Source organism: Streptomyces musisoli (assembly GCF_016741855.1).
In the GTDB taxonomy this organism is placed as follows: Bacteria; Actinomycetota; Actinomycetes; order Streptomycetales; family Streptomycetaceae; genus Streptomyces; species Streptomyces musisoli.
The window spans coordinates 86,871-110,297 of the sequence record NZ_JAERRH010000013.1; the positions used below are offsets into that span (position 1 = coordinate 86,871).

Sequence of the window (23,427 nt, forward strand, 5' to 3'; positions counted from 1 at the left end):
GGCTTCGACTTAACGTGTGGCTCGCCTCCAGGGAGCACGTAAGCGAGCAGGCCCGGGACGAGTTCGCGGAACAACTCACTCGCATAGTCCACGAGGGGCTCTGGGTCCAGAACTGGCCCGGACGCTGACTCACACCACCCTCCGGATCCCCGGGGTGGCCGTAGGGGCACCCATCACCGCATCCACGGCCGCGCGGGTCTCCCCATCCAGTGCCTGCACCAGATGCCCGTACCGGTCCACCGTCGTCGTGATCGACTCATGGCCCAGCCGCGCCTGAATGGCCGGCAGCGGAATGCGCTGCGCGATCAGCCAGGCAACATGCGTGTGCCGCAGGTCGTGGATCCGAGGGCGCTTCGGCAGCCCCTTCGCGATCGCCGCATCCACCGCCGGGACCCAACGGCGGCGCCAGAAGTTGTCATGCCGCCAGCTCTTCCCGAACCGCGTCTCGAAGAGCAGATCCTCCGGCCTCTTGCCGGACATGCGACGGCGTAGCGTCTCCATCTGCGCGTCGGTCAGAGCGATGATCCTGCGAGCCTTCTTGGTCTTCGGCGGGCCCAGGAAGTGCGCCGGCCTTCCAGCACCCGGCGCCGCCCGTTTCCACGACCGGTGAACGCTCACCGTGTTCTGGGCCAGGCTGACGTCCCGAACCTGTAGCGCGGTCGCTTCGCCCCACCGCATGCCTGTCCCCACCAGCCAATCAGCCAGATCACGTGCGTGCGAGTCCTCGATCTCGGCGGCGATCCGGGCGTACTCGTCGTGCTCCAGGAAGGTCATCTCTTCGTCGATGCCGTCGTCCGTCCGGGGCAGACGTGTGCCGAGGCAACAGTTCTTCGCGCGCAGTGGTGGGTCCGCCTCCACCGAGGCCTGCACGATGGCGCTCAGCAGGCCGTGCCGGTTCGCGATGCTCTTCGGGCTGGCCTCGCGCCGCAGCCACGCCTCCGGGTTTTCAGGGTTGCGTTCGCCTTGCGCGCGCACCCAGTCCTGGACGTCGTCGGCGATGATGTTGGCGATCGTGGCGGGCGCGACCCGGCCGGACGGCTGAGTGTGCTGGATGATCGCGAAGAGGTTGTCGACGTCGCGCTTATCGTCGCGGCGGGAGCGCTCGTCGATGCCGGCGAGCCGGTCGACGTAGCGGTGCGCCCAGTCTACGAGCGGCATGTCGCCGTCGACCGCCTGCTCCTTGACGAAGCCCTGGCCCTTGACCCAGCTTCTTGAACTCCTCGGCCGCGGTCTCGTCGCCGAACTTCTCCATCCCCCAGGTGCCGCCACGTCCGCCCTGGATCCAGCGCACCTGGTAGAGCGCGCTGCCGTCCTTGCGTTTCCGCTTTCGGACGCTCGCCATGACGGCAGGGTAGGGGGGTGCCGGTGCCAGTGTTAGGCCCGCGTTTGGCCGAGATGTACATCGGTACAGGTGGAGAACGGAGGCGGACGGGAATCGAACCCGCCTGCCCGAGATCCTCGGGCACCTCGGTTTTGAAGACCGGGAGGGCCACCAGGCACCCACACGCCTCCACCGCTCGCCAGGCTACTGCCCCAGGAGACGACCGCTATGACATCGACACCGGCCCGACAGGCGTCCGTACGGCTCACCCAGTTCGCCCACGGCGGCGGCTGCGCCTGCAAGATCCCGCCCGGCGAACTGGAGGACGTGGTCGCGGGGCTGGCCGCGCAGCCGCTCACCGGCGGCGACACCCCCCTCCTCGTCGGCCTCGCCACCGGCGACGACGCGGCCGTGGTCACGCACCGGGGCACCGCCGTGGTGTGCACGGCCGACTTCTTCACGCCGGTCGTGGACGACCCCTACGACTGGGGCCGGATCGCCGCCGCCAACGCCCTGTCCGACGTCTACGCGATGGGCGGCCGGCCCGTGCTCGCCGTCAACCTGCTCGCCTGGCCCCGCGACCGGCTGCCGTTCGACCTCGCCCGCGAGGTGCTGCGCGGCGGACTGGACATCGCCACGGAGGCGGGCTGCCACGTGGGCGGAGGACACAGCGTCGACGACCCGGAACCCAAGTACGGCATGGCCGTCACCGGCATCGCCGATCCCGAGCGGCTGCTGCGCAACGACGCCGGCCGGCCCGGGCTGCCGCTGTCGCTGACCAAACCGCTGGGCACCGGCGTGCTGAACAACCGCCACAAGGCCACCGGAGAGCGGTTCGAGCACGCCGTCGCCACGATGGCGGCCCTGAACCGGGAGGCGTCGCAGGCCGCGCTGGCCGCCGGGGCCGTCTGCGCCACCGACGTCACCGGGTTCGGCCTCCTCGGCCATCTGTACAAGCTGGCCCGCGCCTCCGGGGTCACCGCGGTGGTCGACACCGCCGCCCTCCCCTGGCTGGAGGGCGCCCGGGAGGCCGTACGCGACGGATACGTCAGCGGCGGCACCCGGCGCAACCTGGAGTGGGTCGCGCCGTACACCGACTTCGGGGACACCGACGAGGACACCCGGCTGCTGCTCGCCGACGCGCAGACCTCCGGCGGCCTGCTGGTCGCCGGGGAGGTGCCCGGAGCGCCGGTGGTGGGCGAGCTGGTACCGCGCGGCCCGCACACCCTCGTACTCAGGTAGGACCGCTCCCGGCAACTTCCCGGTCGGTACGACTACGACCGCTCACGGCTCCGTCCCGGTCAGGCGGCGGCACCGCTCCTCCCCGGCAGCCAGGACCGCTCCTTCCCTCTCAGACGGGACCGCTTTCGGCTCCGACCCGTCAGGCAGGGCCGCTCACGGCGACTTCCCGGTCAGGTCGGGCCGTGCACCGCTCGCTCCCCGACAGGCGGGACCGCTCAAGGCTCCGTGCCGGTGTGCTCGTCGATGCCCGCGCGGACCCGGTACGCGCGCACCAGCGCCACGGCCGCCGGGCCCCGCGGACGCCGACCCGGGCGGATGTCGACGGCGAACGCCTTCGTCTCCTGGATGTGCGTGTTCGGGTCCAGGGCCAGATGCAGCAGTTCGTTGGCCGCGTCCCCGGTGGTGTAGCCGTTCGGCCCCCAGTGGTACGGCAGCCCCACCTGGTGGAGCCGCCGGCCGTGCACGGTCAGCGGGGTCATCCGGTCGGTGACCAGCACCCGCGCCTCGATCACACCGCGCGCGCTGACGATCGTCGCCCACCCGGTGTGCGCCAGGCCCCGATCGGTGGCCAGCTCCGGGGACACCTCGCAGAAGAACTCCGGTTGCAGCTCCGCCAGATACGGCTGCCAGCGCGACATACCGCCCGCCGTGTGGTGCTCGGTGAGCCGGTACGTGGTGGCCACGTACGGGAACACTCGGGAGCCGGGCTCGTCGCCGCTCGGCTGGTAGCGGTTGTCGGGGTGCGGCGGTTGCAGCAACTGCCGCACGGGGTTGCGCTGCTGGTCGTACACGAGGTTCGGGAACGGGGAGTCCTGCGGCTCGTAGTGCGCGGGCAGCGGCCCGTCGGTGAGCCCGGACGGCACGTACAGCCAGGCCTTGCCGTCGGCCTGCATGATGAACGCGTCGGTGCCGGAAAGGGCCTCCGGACCCCTCGCGTCCTCGGGCGGCTCGTGGTCCGGAGCCTTGTCCTTCTTGAAGTCCGGGACGTCGTGCCCCGTCCACTCGCCCTTCTCCGCGTCCCACCACACCAGCGCCTTGCGCTCGCTCCACGGCCTGCCTTCGGGGTCGGCCGAGGCACGGTTGTACAGGATCCGCCGGTTGGCCGGCCAGGCCCACGCCCACTCGGCCGCCACCCAGTCCTGCTCCCGGCCGGGCTTTCGGCGGGCCGCCTGGTTGACGCCGTCCGCGTAGACCCCGCAGTAGATCCAGCAGCCGCAGACCGTCGAGCCGTCGGCCTTCAGCTCCTCGTACGAGGACAGCGGTTCGCCCTCGGCGTTCCGGCCGTTGATCTCGGCGAGGACCGCCTCCGCGTCCGGCTCGGACATCCTGCCCTTCGTGGGATAGTCCCAGGCCAGGTCGAGCACCGGCCGGTCCATCTCGTCGCCGGACCCGGCCAGCTTCTCCCGGATGACGCGTCCCAGGTGGTAGGCGAACCACAGGTCGCTGCGGGCCTCGCCGGGCGGCTCGACCGCCTGGTGGTGCCACTGGAGCATCCGCTGGGTGTTGGTGAAGCTGCCGTCCTTCTCGGTGTGCGCGGCGGCCGGCAGGAAGAACACCTCGGTGCGGATGTCCTCGGTGCGCAGCTCGCCGGTCTCGATCTCGGGCCCGTCCTGCCACCAGGTCGCCGACTCGATGAGCGAGAAGTCACGGACGACGAGCCAGTCCAGGTTGGCCATGCCGAGCCGCATCAGCTTCGAGTTGGCGTTGCCCACCGCGGGGTTCTCGCCGATCAGGAAGTAGCCCTTGCAGACGCCGTCCAGCTGGGCCATCGTCGTCTCGTAGGTCGAGTGGGAGCCGGTGAGCCGGGGCAGATAGTCGAAGCAGTAGTCGTTGTCGGCCGTCGCCGCCTCACCCCAGTACGCCTTGAGCAGGCTCACCAGGTACGCCCGCATGTTGCCCCAGTAGCCCTTGTGCGCGGCCTCGGCCTCGACGAAGGCGTCCAGGTCCTCGTTCTGATGGGCGTGCGGCATCGGGATGTAGCCGGGCAGCAGGTTGAACAGCGTGGGGATGTCCGTGGACCCCTGGATGGAGGCGTGCCCGCGCAGGGCCAGGATGCCGCCGCCCGGCCGGCCGATGTTGCCGAGCAGTGTCTGCAGGACGGACGCCGCGCGGATGTTCTGCACCCCCACCGTGTGCTGCGTCCAGCCCACCGCGTAGGCGAACGCCGTCGTCCGGTCGCGTCCGGAGTTCTCCGTGACCAGCTCGCACACCTGCCGGAACAGGTCCCGCGGCACCCCGCAGACCTGCTCCACCAGCTCCGGCGTGTAACGGGCGTAGTGCCGCTTGAGCACCTGGAACACACAGCGCGGGTGGGTCAGCGTCTCGTCCCGCTCCGGCTCGCCCTCGCCGATCACCGCCCCGCCGGAGCCGTGGGCCTCGCCGCGTGCGGCCTCGGTCAGTGACTTGCCGCCGCCGGTGCGCACCTCGTACTCCTGGTCGCGTTCGCCCGAGGCCGCCTGCATCTCGGTGCCCTCGTACTGCCAACTGGCGTTGTCGTAGCTGCGGGTGTCGGTGTCGAGGCCGGAGAAGACGCCGGCCAGGTCCTCCGTGTCCCGGAAGTCCTCCCGCAGGAGGACCGGCGCGTTCGTGTAGGCCACGATGTACTCGCGGAAGTACTTCTCGTGCTCCAGCACGTAGTTGACGATCCCGCCCAGGAACGCGATGTCCGTGCCCGCGCGCAGCGGCACGTGCACGTCGGCGAGGGCGCTGGTGCGGGTGAAGCGCGGGTCGACGTGGATCACCTTGGCGCCGCGGGCCTTGGCCTCCATCACCCACTGGAACCCGACCGGATGGCACTCGGCCATGTTCGAGCCCTCGATGAGGATGCAGTCCGCGTTCTGAAGGTCCTGCTGGAAGGTGGTCGCGCCGCCGCGGCCGAACGAGGTTCCCAGACCGGGAACGGTGGAGGAGTGTCAAACGCGCGCCTGGTTCTCGATCTGGATCGCTCCGATCGCGGTGAACAACTTCTTGAGCAGGTAGTTCTCTTCGTTGTCGAGCGTGGCTCCGCCGAGGCTCGCGATGCCCAGGGTGCGCCGGGTGCGGGTCTCGTCGACCTCCCACTGCCAGCCGGCCCGGCGGGCCTCGATCACCCGGTCGGCGATCATGTCCATCGCCGTGTCCAGGTCCAGCCGCTCCCACTCGGTGCCGTGCGGGCGCCGGTACAGGACCTGGTGCTCGCGGGCGTCCCCGGTGGTCAGCTGGAGGCTGGCCGCGCCCTTGGGGCACAGCCGCCCGCGCGAGACGGGGGAGTCCGGGTCACCCTCGATCTGGGTGACCCTGCCGTCCTGGACGTAGACGTTCTGCCCGCAGCCGACCGCGCAGTAGGGGCAGACGGACTTCACCACCCGGTCCGCCGTGGCCACCCGGGGCGTTAGCCGCTCGCTGCGCCCGCTCTTCGCGGCGGCTCCCCTGCCGAGCGGATCCGTGCCCGTGAGCTGGCGGTACACCGGCCAGGAGTCGATCCAGGTACGTACGCCCACGCCGCCTCCTCCCGCTCGGTCCCTCGATTTTCCCGCAACCCCTCGATCACGGCATCTCCTGCCGCGGCCGACGGCGGAGTACCCCCGCCGGACCCGGCCAAACGGCTCCGGCGGGCGTGAGAGCCCGCATGCCCAAGGGCGCGGCGAGTCACTTCCTGAGGGGGCGAATCGGAAGGGCGCGGCGAGTCATTCCGGGCAGAACGGCGGCGAAAGAGACAGGTACCTCCCGATTCTCGCCAGCGGTGAACTTTTCCGGCGGAAGCCGCATCACATCAGATGTGCAGGACGAACCACGGAGCCCACGACGAAGGGAAGAACGCTCACCATGACCCATCAGAACCAGACCCACACGACCGGTACCGACGGTGTCCGGCGGTCCGGCCGGCGCCTGGTGCGGGCGGCACTCGCCGTGACCACCGTGGCCGGACTGGGGATCGCCGGTGCGGGGGTGGCACGGGCCGGCGGGGCGGCGGCCTCGACGCCGACCTGCTCCGTGTCGGGGCTCAGCGCCTCCTTCGGCGAGTCGCTGGGCGGCGGCATGAACCATCAGGGCGTGGTGGTGAAGCTCAAGAACACCAGCGCCCACACCTGTCTGCTGCGCGGTTACCCGGGCCTCGGCCTGGAGAACGCCGCTCACCGGACGCTGCCCTCGACCACCCACTGGGGCGACACCTGGTACGCGAAGAGCCCCGCCAAGACCACCCTGACGCTCCGCAAGGGCCAGAGCGCGGAGGCGGTCATAGCGTGGACGCACGCCAACACCGGCACCTCGGACGCCGTCCACGCCGCCTACCTCCAGGTCACCCCGCCGGCGGCGACCAGCCACAAGACGCTCAAGTTCCCGGAGTGGGTGGACCACGGCGACCTCCACGTCACCGCGCTCGCGTACCGGATCAGCATCACCCACTGAGCGCCGGCCGCGGGACGCGGCCGGCCGTCGGCACGTACCAGGAATTCCGGCCGTCCCACGAGGTGCCCGAGCGCCCTCGCGGGACGGTCAGTGGTCCCGCGCCAGGCCTTCCCGTTGCGGTACGACGGTGTAGCGGGGGTCCTCGGCGGAGGCCACGCCGGCCTGGAAGACGCCGAAACGCAGGGCCGCCGAGCCGGTGAGCAGGGCGGCCCCCGCCACCACGGCGAGGCGCCGGTCCCCTCCACGGGACACGGCGAGCACCGCGCCGCCCGCCGTCAGCAGCTCCGCGGCGCGCATCAGCACCCGCGGCCCGCCCTGCCCGAAGGGCTCGGCGGCCAGGCCCATGCGCCGCTTCATCGCCCGGAAGGCGCCCAGTTCCAGGGCTGCCCCGAGGACGGCCAGCCGGCGGGCGGGCCCCGCCTGGGCGGGCGGAGCCGCGGCCAGCGCCAGCCCGGACGCCGCGGTGGCGGCCGAGCCCGCGAAGACGAACGGCAGTTCGCGGTAGCCCTCGTGCCAGGACGGCACCGCCGTGTCCGACAGCAGCACGGCGGTGTACGTCGCCACGGCCGGACCGAGGACGGCTGAGGCCACCGTGGCGGCCGAGCCCAGCAGCCGGTACCGCCCGGCCACCTCGGTGGCCGCGGCGGCCAGCGTCAGCGGCGCGTACCCGGCCAGCAGCCACGAGCCCACGCTCATCGGAGAGGTCGGCTTGAACACCCGGAGCATGTTCAGGAACCGGGCCGGCCGGCCCAGGTCGTGGACGAGCGCCGCCAGCGAGAGCGAGATCGCGCCGGCCGCGCCTAGTTTCGCCGGCGCCGCGAGTCCCGGCCGGCCGGTCAGCTGGCCCCCGGCCGCCAGCAGCGAGGACGCCCCGGCCAGCCCGCCGAGGTACAGGTACCCCGCGATGTCCAGCGGCTTCCACGTCGGCTTGTTGAGCACGGGTGTGCCGTAGTACGACGAGAACTCGGCGTCCGGCACCATGGGCTGCTCGCCCCGGCCGCGCCGGCGCCCGTGCGCACCCGTGAGCGCCTCCCGGCCGGGCCGCGCGCCCCGCACGCCGTCCCGGCCGGCGTCCGACCCGCTCATCGAGGCCTCGTCGCGGAAGTGCCGGAAGTCATCGCACCCCTCCTCGCCGGACACCGCGGCCTCCTCGCCGGACCGCCGGGGATCACCGCGGCCGGACACCGGGGCTTCCTCGCCGGACCACCGGGGATCACCTCGGCCTCCTCGCGAAGCTGCCCACGGCCAGGGCGGCCAGCGCGGCGGCGGCCACGGCCGCGTGCCGCCACATGCCGGGCAGGTCCCGGGTGGTGACCACCGGGTCCGGGGGCAGGCCGTACACCTCCGGCTCGTCCAGGAGCAGGAAGAACGCGCCGGCGCCGCCGACCCCGTCGTCCGGGCTGTCGCCGTAGAGGCGGGCGTCGGTCACGCCGGCCGCGTGCAGCTGGGCCACCCGCGTCCGCGCCCGCTCGCGCAGTTCCTCCAGCGGGCCGAACTGGATGGAGTCCGTCGGGCAGGACTTGGCGCAGGCCGGCTCCAGGCCGACGCCGAGCCGGTCGTAGCACAGGGTGCACTTCCACACCCGGCCGTCGTCCTTGCGCTGGTCGATGACGCCGTACGGGCAGGCGGGCACGCAGTAGCCGCAGCCGTTGCAGACGTCCTCCTGGACGACGACCGTGCCGAACTCGGTGCGGAACAGCGCCCCTGTGGGACACACGTCAAGGCAGGCGGCGTGCGTGCAGTGCTTGCACACGTCCGAGGACATCAGCCAGCGCAGTTCGGTACGGCCGTCGGGGGAGACGGGGGAGATCGGCCCGGCGGGTGCCCCGGCTGCCGTGGGGGCGGCGGAGGGGGCGCCGGTGCCCAGGCTGGACGCGGCGGAGGGGGCGCCGGTGCCGAGGCTGGAGCCGGCGGAGGGGGGATCGGTGCCCAGGCTGGACGCGGCGGAGGGGGCGTCGGTGCCCAGGCTGGACGCGGCGGCGAACACGTCCACGTCGTCGTGCGCGACGGGCTCCTGCCCGCCCAGCGGCTTGCGCTGCTCGACGAAGGCCACGTGCCGCCAGGTGTCGGCGCCGAGGCCGCGCGTGTTGTCGTAGGACATGCCGGTCAGTTCGAGGCCGTCCTCGGGGATCGCGTTCCACTCCTTGCAGGCCACCTCGCACGCCTTGCAGCCGATGCACACGGAGGTGTCGGTGAAGAAGCCCACCCGCGGCGGGGCGTCCGGGTACCCGGACGCCCCGGACACGTCCGGCTGCGGGCCGTACAGCGCGTTGCCGTGCCTGTCGTCGGCGTCCCTCATGCCGTCCTCCTCGCTCACGGCCGCACGGCCGTCGGGCACCTCGCCCGGAGCGTGGAACCGCCGCTCGCCTTCCGCCCGGTGTCAGGCCCCTCACCCTGGGTGCTCTGTTTCGAGCCTGGCACGGGTGCCCCCGCTCCGCGCGTCCGAAACGGTCCCGCCGGCCCACCCGGAAGAAGGAACGTTCCCCGGCCAAACTAGAGCAGGTACCCGGCTGACGCGGCCTCACACCGGACTCGCACACGGGAATTCCATGATCACCGCGGGTTGGCCGGTTGCTTTGTCCAAGCCCATGAGGGTGGGTTAACCTGCGGCGTATTTTCTCATCATGCAAATCCGTGAACTGCGGAAATGCACACACCAACGGTCGGGCGCCCGTCTGCTCCCGGCCGCGGTTCCGAGCCCCCGGAGCGGGGGCTCTTGGGGAGCGGATCGAGGGTGCGCATGGCCGGCAAGGCGACCGGGACGACCGAGGCCGTCCCGGGTGACCACGAACTCAGAAGACTGCTCGCGGGCCTGACCGCGGTGCGCGACGGAGACTTCGGCACCCGGCTGCCGGACGACTCCACCGGACTCATGGGCGACATCGCCACCGTCTTCAACGGCATGGTCGATCAGCTGTCCGTGTTCACCTCCGAAGTCACCCGCGTGGCGCGCGAGGTGGGCACGGAGGGCACCCTCGGCGGACAGGCGCAGGTTCCGGGCGTCTCCGGCACCTGGGCCGACCTGACCGACTCGGTCAACGCGATGGCGGGCAACCTCACCACACAGGTCCGCGACATCGCGCAGGTCGCCACCGCCGTGGCCAAGGGCGACCTGTCCCAGAAGATCGACGTGCCCGCGCGCGGCGAGATCCTCCAGCTGAAGGAAACCGTCAACACGATGGTGGACCAGCTGTCGGCGTTCGCCGACGAGGTCACCCGGGTGGCGCGCGAGGTGGGCACCGAGGGCCGCCTGGGGGGTCAGGCGCAGGTGCCCGGCGTCGCCGGCGTCTGGCGGGATCTGACGGACTCGGTCAATTTCATGGCCGGGAACCTGACGGCGCAGGTGCGCAACGTGGCCCAGGTGACGACCGCGGTGGCGCAGGGCGATCTGTCGCAGAAGATCACGGTGGACGCCCGCGGCGAGATCCTGGAGCTGAAGAGCACCATCAACACGATGGTCGGCCAGCTGTCGGCGTTCGCCGACGAGGTCACCCGGGTGGCGCGCGAAGTGGGTACCGAGGGCCGGCTCGGGGGGCAGGCGGACGTCAAGGGCGTGAAGGGCACCTGGCGGGATCTGACGGACTCGGTCAATTTCATGGCCGGGAACCTGACGGCGCAGGTGCGCAACGTGGCCCAGGTGGCCACCGCGGTGGCGCAGGGCGATCTGTCGCAGAAGATCACGGTGGACGCCCGCGGCGAGATCCTGGAGCTGAAGAACACCATCAACACGATGGTGGACCAGCTGTCGGCGTTCGCCGACGAGGTGACCCGGGTGGCGCGCGAGGTGGGTACCGAGGGCCGGCTCGGCGGACAGGCGCAGGTCCGCGGTGTCGCCGGCACCTGGAAGGACCTCACCGACAACGTCAACGTGATGGCGTCCAACCTCACCGGCCAGGTCCGCTCCATCGCGCAGGTCGCCACCGCCGTCGCCAAGGGCGACCTCTCCCAGAAGATCACCGTGGAGGCCGCCGGCGAGGTCGCCGCCCTCGCCGATGTCATCAACACGATGGTCGACACCCTGTCGGCGTTCGCCGACGAGGTGACCCGGGTGGCGCGCGAGGTGGGCACCGAGGGCCGGCTCGGCGGACAGGCGCACGTGCCCAACGTGGCCGGCACCTGGAAGGACCTCACCGACAACGTCAACTCCATGGCCAACAACCTCACCGGCCAGGTGCGCAACATCGCGCTGGTGACGACGGCCGTGGCCAAGGGCGACCTGTCCAAGAAGATCGACGTCGACGCCCGCGGCGAGATCCTCGAACTGAAGACGACCATCAACACGATGGTCGACCAGCTCTCCGCCTTCGCCGACGAGGTCACCCGCGTCGCCCGCGAGGTCGGCACCGAGGGCCGGCTCGGCGGCCAGGCCGAGGTCGAGGGCGTCTCCGGCACCTGGAAGCGGCTCACCGAGAACGTCAACGAACTCGCCGGCAACCTCACCCGGCAGGTTCGCGCCATCGCCGACGTGGCCAGCGCCGTCGCCGAGGGCGACCTGACCCGGTCCATCACCGTCGACGCCTCCGGCGAGGTCGCCGACCTCAAGGACAACATCAACTCCATGGTGGAGTCCCTGCGCGAGACCACCCGGGCCAACCAGGAACAGGACTGGCTCAAGACCAACCTCGCCCGGATCTCGGGCCTGATGCAGGGCCACCGCGACCTGCCCGTCGTCGCCGAACTCATCATGGACGAGCTGGTGCCGCAGGTGTCCGCCCAGTACGGCGCCTTCTACCTCGCCGAGGACGGCGCCAGTGGGCCCGAACTGCGGCTCGTCGGCTCCTACGGCAGGCCCGAGGACGACACCCGGCCCCTCCGCATCCCCTTCGGCCGCTCGCTGGTCGGCCAGACCGCGCGCAGCCGCCGTACCATCGCCGTCGACGAGCTGCCGCGCGGCTACGTCACCATCTCCTCCGGGCTCGGACAGATCGAGCCGACCGCGCTGCTGCTGCTGCCCATCGTCTTCGAGGACCAGGTCCTCGGCGTCATCGAGCTGGCCTCCGTCACCCCGTTCACCCAGGTCCAGCGGGACTTCCTCCAGCAGCTGGTGGACACCATCGGCGTCAACGTCAACACCATCGTCGCCAACGCCCGCACCGACGAGCTGCTCCAGGAGTCGCAGCGCCTGACCAGCGAACTCCAGTCCCGCTCGGCGGAGTTGCAGGCCCGGCAGGAGGAACTCCAGCAGTCCAACGCGGAACTGGAGGACAAGGCGTCGCTGCTGGCCGACCAGAACCGGGACATCGAGGCGAAGAACCTGCAGATCGAGCAGGCCCGGCAGGAACTGGAGGCGCGGGCCCAGCAGTTGTCGCTCGCCTCGAAGTACAAGTCCGAGTTCCTCGCCAACATGAGCCACGAGCTGCGCACCCCGCTCAACAGCCTGCTCATCCTCGCCCAGCTGCTGGCCCAGAACCCATCCCGCAACCTCACCCCCAAGCAGGTCGAGTACGCGGGCATCATCCACTCGGCCGGCTCCGACCTGCTCCAGCTCATCAACGACATCCTGGACCTGTCCAAGGTCGAGGCCGGCAAGATGGACGTCACGCCGGAGCGGGTCCCGCTGCGGCAGCTGATCGAGTACGTCGAGGCCACCTTCCGGCCGATGACCTCGCAGAAGAGCCTGGAGTTCACCGTCGCCACGGCACCCGGCGCCCCCGCCGACCTGCTCACCGACGACTCCCGGCTCCGGCAGATCCTGCGCAACCTGCTGTCCAACGCGGTGAAGTTCACCGAGCAGGGCGGCGTCGAACTGCGCGTCGAACCCGCCGCCGACGACGACGTGCCCACCGGCGTGGTGCGGGGTGGCGCGATCGTCGCGTTCCGGGTGAAGGACACCGGAATCGGCATCCCCGAGCAGCAACTGGAGACCATCTTCGGCGCGTTCCAGCAGGCGGACGGCACCACGAGCCGCAAGTACGGCGGCACCGGGCTCGGCCTGTCCATCACCCGGGAGATCGCCCACCTGCTCGGCGGCGCCGTCACCGTGGACAGCACCCCCGGCAAGGGCAGCACCTTCACCCTCTACCTGCCCGTCGCCCGGCCGGACTTCGAGGAACACATGCGCGGTGGACGCCCCGCCGTCCTCAAGGCCGAACGGGACGGCACGGACGGCACGTTCGCGCACGCCCTGCCCCAGGAGCTGCCCTCGGTCACCGCGAGACGGGAACGCCCGCGCCGCCTGCTCGTCGTCGAGGAGCGCCCGCGCGGGCTGCTGACCCTGGTCGCCGAGAGCGTGGTCCGGGATCTGGAGCACGCCCGCGCCGACGGCGTCGGCACGCCCGTCGACATCATCACCGCGGTCGGCGCCCAGGAGGCGGCCGGCGCCCTCGCCGCCGAACCCTGCCACTGTGTCGTGGTGGAACTCGGCATGCCCGACGGGGAGTCGGCCCGCTTCCTCGAGGCCCTGCGCGGCGACTCGGCCCTGACCAGCGTCCCGGTGCTGGTGCACGGCTCGCAGCGCACCGAGACGCTCTCCGAGGACACCCCGGGCGGTTCCCTGGAGTACCTGTTCAGCCTGGACGATCTCCGCGAGCGGATCGCGCTGCACCTGTCCGCCGAGGAGCCCGGAGAGGTGCTCACCCTGGTCCGCGGCGAGGAACACCCGCGCACCGCGCCGCACCTGATCGACGAGCAGACCCGCGGCCGGACCGTCCTCGTCGTCGACGACGACGCCCGGAACCTGTTCGCGCTCAGCGGCATCCTCGAACTGCACGGCTTCCGCGTGCTGCACGCGGAGAACGGCCGCAAGGGAATCGAGACGCTGGTGAACAACCCGGACGTCGAACTCGTCCTGATGGATGTGATGATGCCCGAGATGGACGGCTACACGGCCACGGCCGAGATCCGCAGGATGCCCCGGTACGCCGACCTGCCGGTCATCGCCGTGACGGCCAAGGCCATGCAGGGCGACCGGGAGAAGAGCCTCGCCTCCGGCGCCAGCGACTACGTCACGAAGCCGGTGGACACCCATGACCTGATCGCCTGTGTCCGACGCTGGCTCCCCGCATGAGCACGGCACGGCGCGCCCGCCCCTTCGCAGGCCGAGGAGTACGGATCCGGTGACCACCCACGAACCGCCCGCCGGGCCCGATGCGCCGGCCGGACTCGACGCATCGGCCGGACTCGACGCATCGGCCGGACTCGGTGCACCGGCCGAGATCGGCACGCCCGCCGGACTCGGCACGCCCGCCGGACTCGGCGCACCGGCCGGCCCGACCGGACGGCTCCCCTCCGTCGAGGCCGCGCTGCCCGACGTGCCCGCCACCACCCCGGTGGGCCGGCTCGCCGCCACCGTGGAACGGCTGCGCCGAGAGGTACGGACGGCGCAGGCCGAGGCCGAGGGCCGCGCGCTGATCGAACTGGCCAAGGGCATCCTGGTCGAACGCCTCGGCTGCGGCCCCGCCCAGGCCGCCCGTCAGCTCGCCGAACTGACCGAGCAGGCGCAGGTGACGCCGCTGGAGTTCGCGGTCGACGTCATCAACCAGGCGGCCCGGGACCGCGTCTCGGAGATCACCGAGGCGTTCCTGTCCGTCGCCGCGGACCCGACCGGGCCCGTCGCGGAGTCCGCCGCCGTACGGCTGCGCGCCGCCGAGAGCGGCGTCCTGGCGGCGCCCGACACCCAGGCGATGGCCGACTCGCTGCTCGAGCACGCCCTGCGCCCGCTGGGCGCGGTCGCCGTAGCCATCTGGTCGGCCGGCCCGGACGGCTCGCTGACCCTCGCCGGGAGCGCCGGCTTCCCGCCGGGCGAGGCGGCCCGCTGGCGCTATGTACCGCCCGACGTGGCCACGGTGGCCCGGCGCGGACTGACCGAGCCCGACGGCCAGTGGCTGCCCTCGCTCGCCGAGTCCGGGCTGCCCACGATCGGCCGGCGCGAGTACGCCGACGGCGCCCGGATCGCCGTACCGTCCGGGACGGGCGGCCGGATCCACGGCGTCCTGGAGATCGCCTGGCCCAAGCCGGAGGGCCCGCTGCCGCGCCCGGTCGTCCGGCAGGTGGAGGCCCTCGCCGAGCTGTGCGCGCACACCCTGGAGACCTTCGCTCCGCCGGCCGGCACCGAGCCGGAGCCGGGCCTGCTGCCCGACGTCGTCGAGCTGATGGACCTGGCCGACGGGCTGCACGACCCCGCCCTGGTGCTCGTGCCGCACCTGGACGACGCCGGGCAGCTGGTCGACTTCCGCATCCAGCACGTCAACAGCCGCTTCCTCGACCCCGCGGGCCGGCCCCGGGCCGTCGTGGGCGGCGCCCTGCTGCTGGAGGCCTACCCGATGGCGGCCGGCGCCGGCGAGCTGTTCCAGCGCGTGGAGCGGGTCTATGCCACCGGGGAGCCCTTCCGTGCCCACCGGATGCGGCTGACCGCCTTGGTCGACCAGGTGCCGCTGTCCGCCGTCGCCGACATCAGCGTCAGCCGGCACGGCTCCGCGGTGCTGCTGATCTGGCGCATCGAGGACGAGACGGCACGCCTGGCCAGCCTCCTCCAGCACGCCCAGCGGCTCGGCCGGATCGGCGGCTTCGAGGAGAACCTGCTCACCGGCGAGATCACCTGGAACGGCCAGCTGTTCAGCCTCTACGGCCGCCCGGTCAGCAGCTCCCCGGTCGCCCTCCAGGACCTGCCGGCCCACGGCCACCCCGACGACGCCGTCACCCTCGGCCGCTTCCTGCGCACGCTGCTGCACCACCACAGGCCCGCCTCCGCCGCGTTCCGGCTACAGCGTCCGGACGGCGTGACCCGGCACATGCGGGTGGTCGCCGAACCCGTCCTCGACACCGACGGGCAGCTCTTCGTCGTCCGCGGCGCCTACCAGGACATCTCCGCCCAGCACTGGACCGAAGTCGCCCTCGCCGCCACCCGCGACCAGCTCGCCCACACCGAGCAGCAGGCCATCGAGCGCAACCGGCTGGCCCTCCAGCTCCAGCACGCCATCATGCCGCCGGCCCAGGCCCCGCTGCGGGTGCCCGGCCTCCAGGTGGCGGTGCGCTACCGGCCCGCCGAGACCGAACACCTGGTCGGCGGCGACTGGTACGACGCCGTCGTCCTGCCCTCCGGACTGGTGCTGCTGTGCGTGGGCGACGTCGCCGGGCACGGCATAGAGGCGGCGACCAGCATGGTCGTGCTGCGCAACGCCCTGCGCGGCCTCGCGGTGACCGGGGCCGGCCCGGCCCAGCTGCTGTCCTGGCTGAACATCGTCGCCCACCATCTGACCGGTGCCGTCACCGCGACCGCCGTGTGCGGTCTGTACGACGGCGAGCGGCGGATCCTGCGCTGGGCGCGGGCCGGCCATCTGCCGCCGGTGCTGGTGCGCCGGCCGGACGCCACAGCGCTGCCCCCGGTCAAGGGGCTGCTGCTGGGCGCCGTGCCGGAGGCGCGCTACGAGGAGACGGAGGTGCAGCTGGCCGCGGGGGACACCCTGCTGATGTACACCGACGGCCTGATCGAGCGCCGGGACCGCTCGGTGGAGGAGTCGCTGACCCATCTGCTGGACACCGCCCGGGCGGTGCCCGGCACCCTGGACCAGCAACTGGACCGGCTGCTCACCTACAGCAGGTCGGACACCGACGACGACACCTGCATCGTCGGCATCAGGGTCGCCTGACCCGGCCCGTCCGGCCGCTCAGCCGGCCGGCGCGGGGACGAGCGGCACGGTCGCGGTCACCCGCTTGCCGTGGGACAGCCGGGTCACCTCCAGGCCGCGGGAGAGCATCGCCACGAGTTGCAGGCCGTGCCCGCCGATCCGTCCGGGGTCGGGCGGACGCCGGCGCGGCGGCTCACGGGAGGTGTCCGTGACGGTGACGCGCAGCGCGGTCGCGTCGGGCAGCAGTTCCAGGCCCAGCGCACACGGGCCGGGCGCGTGCTTGGCCGCGTTGGTGACGAGTTCGCTGACGACGAGCTGGGCATCCTGCACCGGGCGCCGTCCCGGTGCCGGCCGTGCCCGGGCGAGCAGGGCGGCAACGGCGTCCCTCGCCTCCGCGATGCTGGATATGCCGGTGTCCCAGGTGCGGCTGTAGCGCAGGAGCGTCGGGCGGCCTTGCACCGTCGCGTGGGTCCTGAGCGGGATGTCCATACCTCGTTGCCCTTTTCCTCTGGGGTCAGGGTCCCTTCCCGTGTACAGGGGGGTGTTCCGTCCCTGCCCGGCTACCCGCTTAACCGCCGGACAAGGGGACGTTCGCGAGGAATCCTCCGGATGCCCGTGAACTCCTGCTGGACGGTGGTGCGGACCACCCGGGGGCGGTCCGGGCGGCGTCCGGGCGCCCGGACACACAGCGGAACGGGCCGGGAAATCCGCTTCCGCTGGATTTCCCGGCCCGTTCCGGGTTCGATTCGGCGGGGGCCTCAGTGCTTGAAGACGTCCTTCGTCTTCTCCTTGGCCTGCCGGGCGTCTCCCCGAGCGCCTTCCATGCGGCCCTCGGCCTCCATGCGCTCGTTCCCCACGGCGCGGCCCATGGCTTCCTTGGTCTTGCCCTTGGCCTGCTCCGCCTTGCCCTTGGCTTTCTTGCTGCCAGCCATCGCGTGTCACATCCCAACATCGACGCGGTCTCTGGTCGGTATTCGGATTGCCGTTTCTCCGCCACCCAAACCAGAAATCCCGGATCCGGTACCGGGGGAAACGCGAGGGCTGATCGCGGAATTTCTGGGAACCCGCCGGTGTGGAGGTGGATAAACATGGTTCCTTTGCTTCTGGTTCTCCTGCTGGCCCTGATTCTTTTCGGAGCGGGCTTCGCCCTGAAGGCGCTGTGGTGGATCGCGGTCATCGTGCTCGTGCTGTGGCTGGTGGGCTTCATCGTCCGCCCGGCAGGGACCGGAGGCCGGCGAGGCCGCTGGTACCGCTGGTAGGCACGCCCCCGTCGACTCCGCGGGCCCCGGCCGCACGGCCGGGGCCCGCGTGCCTGTGCCCGGCGGGCGCCGGCATCACCCAGCCCTGGTTGAACGGCTCAGACTGATAAACACCGGTCTGGAGCGGGTGCGACCGCAGGCGATGGCCAGTACGCCCGCCGGACTCGCACACCGCGGGCTGGTGAGCCGCAGCCCGGAGCCAGCCGATCCGGCATTACCCGCAGGTGACACCCGGGAGCGCATCTGATGGCGTACAGCGGAGCACCGGGTTCCGGGCGCGTCGAAGCTCCCCCAGCACTTCTCCGAACCGGGGGAGCCCCGGACCCAGGCCATGACATGGCCGGTCTGCCCTCCAGTCTGCTCCTCCCGGACAGGCGCCCACCACCCTGACCCGCCACCCGGCATCCCCGGGGGTGCCAACCCGCCGATGTGGTTGCTTGCCTTGCGGCGGTGCCGGGGAACAAGGTGGGAGTGTGGAGCAGGGTGGCAGGGCGACCGTGCAGCCGGTGGCCGACCGGGTGATGCTGCTGCGACTGTCGGGGAACATCGACGCGCGCGGTGCCGGTGTCCTCGGGCGCGAACTGGGCCCGCGGCTGCGGCGGGCCGACGAGCGCGGTCTGCGGGTCGTCCTGGACATGTCCGGTGTGCGCCGGCTGAGCAGCACGGCGGTGGGCACCCTGGCCGCCCACGTCCGGCACCGCACCGCCGGCCCCGTCCTGGTCACCGGTGCCACGACCCAGGTCCGCGAGGCGCTCATGACGACGTCCCTGCCGGGCATCCGGCTCTACCCGAGCCTGGAGGGCGCTCTCGCCACCGTGTGCGCCGGCGGTCCCGCACCGCAGGAGGAGGTGCGGCAGGAGGGGGCGGAGGAGACCTCCGCCGAATTGTTCGGGCTGCGGGCCAAGGCCCGCACCAGCGGCATCATCGGCATCGCCCAGGGCATCCTGATCGCCCGTTACGCTCTGTCCGGTCCCGCCGCCGCGTTCGCCCTGCTGCGGGCCGGGTCCCAGCACCACAACGTGCCGCTGCGGGTGCTGGCCTCGGCGGTGGTGACCGCTCCGCCGCCGCGGACGGCCCAGGAGTGGTTCCCGGGGCGCCGGCACAGCCCGCCGCCCTTCGGCGAGCTGGAGTACGCCGGACCGGCGGATCCGCGCGACCGCCGGCAGATGCTGAAGGCCGCCGTGTACGCGGCGGTGACGCTGACGGACGCGGACGCGGCCGAGATCCACCTGACCGACACCGTGCAGGACGAGGCGCTCGTCCTGGAGGCCCACCACGGCCTGGACGCGCCCTACCGCGACTGCCTCGCCCTGATCGACGGGCCGCCCGCGGTCTGCGCGCGGGCGCAGGCCGAGGGCCGGCCGGTGACCGTCCCCGACGTGGCCGCGGAGCCGGACCTGGCACGCCATCCCGTCGGCCGCGCGGCCCTCGCAGCGGGCAGCCGCGCCCTGTACGCGACGCCCATGCTCACGGAGGGCGGCGTGTGCAGCGGTGTGATCTGCGTGCACCGGACCGACCCCGGTGCCTGGCTCACCGCGGGCCAGGAGGCCGCTCTCGACTCCCTCGCCCGGGATCTGGCCGCGTGGCGGTCCTGGTACCGGCGCACGGTGGTGCAGGACGCGCTGGAGTATCTGCACGTCCACGGACCGACGGGCGGCTGAGGCGGCGGCCGGGAGGCCGACGCTCGCGGCGCCGCCGTACGACGTGCCGTACGGCGAACCCCGTGACGACGAGGGCCGCGGCGACGAGGGCGTACAGCTGGTAGCGCCTGATCTCGTCGTAGGCCTCGGTGATGTGGCTGCCCGCCAGGTAGGCCAGGGTCGTCCACAGGCCCACCCACAGGGCCGCGCCGAGGGCGTTGAAGGCGAGGAAGCGGCGCCAGCGCATGCCGGTCGTGCCCGCGATGATGCCGTTGGCCTGGCGCAGGCCCTCCACGAACCGGGCCACCGTCACGATCTTGCCGCCGTGCCGGGTGAAGAACTGCTCGGCCGCCTCGAACCGCTTCGGCGTCAGGAGGACGTACCGGCCCCACCGGTCGACGAAGGGCCGCCCGCCGGCCCGGCCGATCAGGTAGCCGAGGTTGTCCCCTGCGACGGCCGCGGCGAACGCGATGACCGCCACGGCCACGACGTCCAGGCGTCCCGCGCCCGCGTACACACCCGCCGCGAGGAGGATCGTCTCGCCGGGCGCGGGGACACCGAAGTCCTCCACGAAGACCACGGCCCCGACGGCCCAGTAGCCGTAGTGGCCGAGCAGCGGCTCCAGATGGGCCAGCGGTCCCGGGAGGGGAGGGGGCATGCCTCCACCGTACGTCGGCGCCGCCGGGCGCCGGCCCGGGTCAGGACCGGGCGGCCGGGGACTGGTCCTGCGCGGCGGCGTCCGGGCCGGCCCCGGCCTCCGGTGCCGTGGGCCGCTGGGTGCGGCCGGTCAGCCGCCGGGCGAGCGGCTCGGTGTACCGGGCGGTCAGCGGGCCGAGGACGACCAGGATCAGCACGTAGGCGGTGGCCAGCGGGCCGAGGTCGGAGTCGATGCCGGAGGTGACGGCGAGCCCCGCTATGACGATGGAGAACTCGCCGCGGGCCACCAGAGTGCCGCCGGCCCGCCACCGGCCCTTGGCCGAGATCCCGGCGCGGCGGGCGGCCCAGTAGCCCGTGGCGATCTTGGTCAGGGTGGTGACGACGGCCAGGGCGAGCGCGGGCACCAGGACGGGCGGGATGCTCGCCGGATCGGTGTGCAGGCCGAAGAAGACGAAGAAGACCGCCGCGAACAGGTCCCGCAGCGGTGCCAGGAGGTGGTGGGCGCCCTCGGCGACCTCACCGGACAGGGCTATCCCCACCAGGAAGGCGCCGACCGCGGCCGAGACCTGGAGCTGCTGGGCGACACCGGCCACCACCAGTGTCAGCCCGAGCACCACCAGCAGCAGTTTCTCCGGGTCGTCGGTGGAGACGAAGCGGGAGATGTGCCGGCCGTAGCGCACCGCCACCAGCAGAACCACGCCCGCCACCCCGAGCGCGACGGCCAGGGTGAGGCTGCCCGCGGCGAAGCCGGTCCCGGCCAGCAGGGCCGTGACGACGGGCAGGTAGACCGCCATGGACAGGTCCTCCAGCACCAGGATGCTGAGGATCACCGGTGTCTCCCGGTTGCCGATCCGGCCCAGATCGCCGAGGACCTTGGCGATGACGCCGGAGGAGGAGATCCAGGTGATGCCGGCCAGGACGACGGCGGCGATCGGGCCCCAGCCGAGCAGCAGCGCCATGGCCGCGCCGGGCAGGGCGTTGAGGGTGGCGTCGACGATCCCCGCCGGGTACTGGGTCTTGAGGTTGGAGACCAGATCGCCGGCCGTGTATTCGAGGCCGAGCATGAGCAGCAGCAGGATCACGCCGATCTCCGCGCCGATCGCCACGAACTCCTCGCTGGTCCCGAGCGGCAGCAGCCCGCCCTCGCCGAAGGCCAGTCCGGCCAGCAGGTACAGCGGTATGGGCGAGAAGCGCAGCCGGGCGGCGAGCCGGCCCAGCAGCCCGAGGCCCAGGATGATCGCGCCGAACTCGATCAGGAAGACCGCGGAGGAATGCACCCCGATCACTCCCGCCCGACTATCGCGGCGGCCGCGTCGACGCCCTCGCGGGTCCCGATGACGATCAGGGTGTCGCCGCCGGCCAGCCGGAAGCCGGGGCCGGGGGAGGGGATCGCCTCGGCGCGGCGCAGTACGGCCACGATCGACACACCGGTCTCGGTCCGCATCCGGGTGTCCCCGAGCAGCCGTCCGTTCCAGTGGGAGGTACCGGACAGTTCGATCCGCTCGGCCACCAGGCCGAGTTCCGTCGTGGACAGCAGAGTGGGGCTGTGATGGGTCGGCTTCAGGGCGTCCACCAGGGCCTCCGCCTCCTGTCCGGTGAGGCGGACCGACAGCCCGCAGGCATCGGGATCGTCGTGCCGGTAGGCGCTCAGCGTGCGTGAGCCGTCCCGGTGGGCCACCACCGACACGTGGCGGTGCTCGCGTGTCGTCAGGTCGTACCGGACGCCGATTCCCGGCAACGGTGTCCTGCTGGTGCGTGCGGTGCTCATGACTGCCCCCCTGCCCGGGTTTGAACATCTCTTGGTGAAACCATTACCCGGAGCTTATCCAGGCAGTGATCAACCGCGGAGAGGACCCCGGTCGGGCAGGGGGTGCAGGTGATGAGTGAATGCCGGCGGCGCGCCCTTCGTCGACGGCGCCGGCCGGCCCCCGGCTCTCGGCGAGACCGGCCGGCACCCCGGTCGTCGACGGGGTCGGCCGGTGTCCCGGCCGTCGGCGGGGTCAGCCGGTGGCGTCGCGGCCGTCGGCGGGGTCGGGCTGGCATTCGTGGCACAGCTCGTGCTCGCCGTCGCGCGTGACGACTGTGCCCCAGCCGAGGCACAACTCGCAGTCGCGGGCGAGGCTCAGATCGGGGTGAGGGGGCAGGAGGGGGCTGCGCTGGGCTCCGTACGCCATACGGTGAGCGGCTCCTCGAAGTCGCTGGGATGTCGCGGGGAAAGCGATGACAACGCTGTCCGGATGCCCTCCATTATGTCCTACTTTTCCCTTACGTCTGTGATGTGGGTCACATTGGAGGGGTTGTCATCCGAGATTTCCCAGCCGGGCGTCCCGCCACAGGTCCACACCGCCGTCGGTCGCGAGCTTGTCGATCTCGGCCAGTTCCTCGTCGGTGAAGTCGAGGTTCTCCAGCGCGGCGACGTTCTGCTCCAGCTGCTCGACCCGCGAGGCGCCGATGACGAGGGACGTCACCCGCTCGTCCCGCAGCGCCCAGGCCAGCGCCAGCTGGGCCAGGGTCTGCCCGCGCCGGGCCGCCACGTCGTTCAGGGCACGCAGCCGGCCCCGCAGCTCGTCCGTCAGCCAGGAGGCGTCCAGCGAGGTCCCGCGGGCGGCCCGGGAGTCCTCGGGAACCCCCTCCAGGTAGCGGCCGGTGAGCAGGCCCTGGGCAAGTGCCGTGAAGCCGATGACCCCGAAGCCCTCCTCCTGTGCCGCGTCCAGCAGGCCGTCCGTCTCGATCCAGCGGTTGAGCATGCTGTACGACGGCTGGTGGATCAGCAGCGGGGTGCCGAGGTCGCGCAGGATCGCGGCGGCCTGCCGGGTGCGCTCGGCGTCGTACGAGGAGATGCCCACGTAGAGCGCCTTGCCCTGGCGGACCGCGGTGTCGAGCGCGCCCATGGTCTCCTCCAGCGGCGTGCTCGCGTCCAGCCGGTGGGAGTAGAAGATGTCCACGTAGTCCAGGCCCGTCCGGCTGAGCGACTGGTCCAGCGAGGCGAGCAGGTACTTGCGGGAACCGCCGCCTTGCCCGTAGGGGCCGGGCCACATGTCCCAGCCGGCCTTGGTGGAGATCACCAGCTCGTCGCGGTACGGCGCCAGGTCCCGCCGGAGCAGCCGTCCGAAGTTGCTCTCGGCCGCGCCGTACGGCGGGCCGTAGTTGTTGGCCAGGTCGTGGTGGGTGATCCCGAGGTCGAAGGCGCGCAGCGCGATCTCGCGCTGGGCCTCGAAGGGGCGGTCGTCGCCGAAGTTGTGCCAGTAGCCCAGGGACAGGACCGGCAGGTCCAGTCCGGAACGGCCGGTGCGCCGGTAGCGCATGGTGCCGTCGTAGCGAGCGGGGTCCGCGACGTACGTCATCGGGTCTTC

16 protein-coding genes, 1 tRNA gene and 1 pseudogene are annotated in these 23,427 nt (G+C 72.2%); 6 read left to right on the top strand and 12 right to left on the bottom strand.

The genetic code is table 11. The annotated features are described in order from the left end of the window. Positions 1-129 precede the first annotated feature (129 nt). Both JK361_RS28650 and JK361_RS28655 read right to left on the bottom strand, forming a co-directional pair. A complete protein-coding gene (locus JK361_RS28650; RefSeq protein WP_201823325.1) occupies positions 130-1,158 on the bottom strand; it encodes a tyrosine-type recombinase/integrase in 1,029 nt (342 codons plus the stop codon). A gap of 261 nt (positions 1,159-1,419) precedes the next feature. After that, positions 1,420-1,512, bottom strand: a tRNA-Sec gene (locus JK361_RS28655). Positions 1,513-1,549: 37 nt separating this feature from the next. Between JK361_RS28655 and selD the strand changes: the two genes are divergently transcribed. Further along, entirely contained in the window at positions 1,550-2,563 is a 1,014-nt protein-coding gene (gene selD, locus JK361_RS28660) for a selenide, water dikinase SelD (RefSeq protein WP_201823328.1), read from the top strand. Between the two features lie 215 nt (positions 2,564-2,778). Here selD and fdh read toward each other — a convergent pair whose 3' ends face one another. Beyond that, positions 2,779-6,042: a formate dehydrogenase gene (gene fdh / locus JK361_RS28665; protein ID WP_201823330.1), complete on the bottom strand. Its 3,264-nt coding sequence runs from the start codon at positions 6,040-6,042 to the stop codon at positions 2,779-2,781. A 325-nt stretch (positions 6,043-6,367) separates the two neighbouring features. Here fdh and JK361_RS28670 point away from each other — a divergent pair, with 325 nt between their 5' ends. Continuing rightward, entirely contained in the window at positions 6,368-6,952 is a 585-nt protein-coding gene (locus tag JK361_RS28670) for a DUF4232 domain-containing protein (RefSeq protein WP_201823333.1), read from the top strand. 87 nt (positions 6,953-7,039) lie between these two features. On the opposite strand, the gene nrfD is transcribed toward JK361_RS28670, so the two are convergent. Further along, complete coding sequence (nrfD, locus tag JK361_RS28675; RefSeq protein WP_201823575.1) at positions 7,040-8,038, bottom strand: NrfD/PsrC family molybdoenzyme membrane anchor subunit; 999 nt, start codon at positions 8,036-8,038, stop codon at positions 7,040-7,042. A 127-nt stretch (positions 8,039-8,165) separates the two neighbouring features. Continuing rightward, the gene (locus JK361_RS28680; protein WP_201823335.1) at positions 8,166-9,251 is read right to left on the bottom strand and encodes a 4Fe-4S dicluster domain-containing protein; all 1,086 of its coding nucleotides are present in this window, start codon (positions 9,249-9,251) and stop codon (positions 8,166-8,168) included. A gap of 441 nt (positions 9,252-9,692) precedes the next feature. Between JK361_RS28680 and JK361_RS28685 the strand changes: the two genes are divergently transcribed. Next, positions 9,693-13,958 carry a HAMP domain-containing protein gene (locus JK361_RS28685; RefSeq protein ID WP_201823338.1) on the top strand — a complete coding sequence of 1,422 codons (4,266 nt, stop codon included), beginning with the start codon at positions 9,693-9,695 and terminating at the stop codon, positions 13,956-13,958. A gap of 148 nt (positions 13,959-14,106) precedes the next feature. Continuing rightward, positions 14,107-16,539 (top strand): SpoIIE family protein phosphatase, encoded by a 2,433-nt coding sequence (locus JK361_RS28690; protein WP_372448747.1) that lies wholly within the window; start codon positions 14,107-14,109, stop codon positions 16,537-16,539. 18 nt (positions 16,540-16,557) lie between these two features. Here the strand turns inward: JK361_RS28690 and JK361_RS28695 are convergent, their stop codons facing one another. After that, positions 16,558-17,007, bottom strand: coding sequence for an ATP-binding protein (locus JK361_RS28695; RefSeq protein WP_201823341.1), 450 nt, complete (start codon positions 17,005-17,007; stop codon positions 16,558-16,560). A 269-nt stretch (positions 17,008-17,276) separates the two neighbouring features. Beyond that, a complete protein-coding gene (locus tag JK361_RS28700; RefSeq protein ID WP_201823344.1) occupies positions 17,277-17,450 on the bottom strand; it encodes a CsbD family protein in 174 nt (57 codons plus the stop codon). 156 nt (positions 17,451-17,606) lie between these two features. On the opposite strand from JK361_RS28700, the gene JK361_RS28705 reads away from it, so the two are divergent. Both JK361_RS28705 and JK361_RS28710 read left to right on the top strand, forming a co-directional pair. Further along, positions 17,607-17,777: a hydrophobic protein gene (locus JK361_RS28705; RefSeq protein ID WP_201823346.1), complete on the top strand. Its 171-nt coding sequence runs from the start codon at positions 17,607-17,609 to the stop codon at positions 17,775-17,777. Positions 17,778-18,295: 518 nt separating this feature from the next. Then, a pseudogene (locus tag JK361_RS28710) lies at positions 18,296-19,297 on the top strand (ANTAR domain-containing protein); the annotation flags it as partial. Between the two features lie 10 nt (positions 19,298-19,307). On the opposite strand, the gene JK361_RS41450 reads toward JK361_RS28710, so the two are convergent. The 5 genes from JK361_RS41450 to mgrA form a co-directional block, all read right to left on the bottom strand. After that, positions 19,308-20,075, bottom strand: coding sequence for a DedA family protein (locus JK361_RS41450; protein ID WP_236053719.1), 768 nt, complete (start codon positions 20,073-20,075; stop codon positions 19,308-19,310). A gap of 40 nt (positions 20,076-20,115) precedes the next feature. Beyond that, positions 20,116-21,351 (bottom strand): cation:proton antiporter, encoded by a 1,236-nt coding sequence (locus JK361_RS28715; RefSeq protein WP_201823350.1) that lies wholly within the window; start codon positions 21,349-21,351, stop codon positions 20,116-20,118. 5 nt (positions 21,352-21,356) lie between these two features. Beyond that, entirely contained in the window at positions 21,357-21,842 is a 486-nt protein-coding gene (locus JK361_RS28720; protein WP_201823352.1) for a cation:proton antiporter regulatory subunit, read from the bottom strand. A gap of 232 nt (positions 21,843-22,074) precedes the next feature. Next, entirely contained in the window at positions 22,075-22,248 is a 174-nt protein-coding gene (locus JK361_RS28725; RefSeq protein WP_201823354.1) for a hypothetical protein, read from the bottom strand. A gap of 126 nt (positions 22,249-22,374) precedes the next feature. Beyond that, positions 22,375-23,418: an L-glyceraldehyde 3-phosphate reductase gene (mgrA, locus tag JK361_RS28730; protein ID WP_201823356.1), complete on the bottom strand. Its 1,044-nt coding sequence runs from the start codon at positions 23,416-23,418 to the stop codon at positions 22,375-22,377. Between the last annotated feature and the right edge of the window lie 9 nt (positions 23,419-23,427).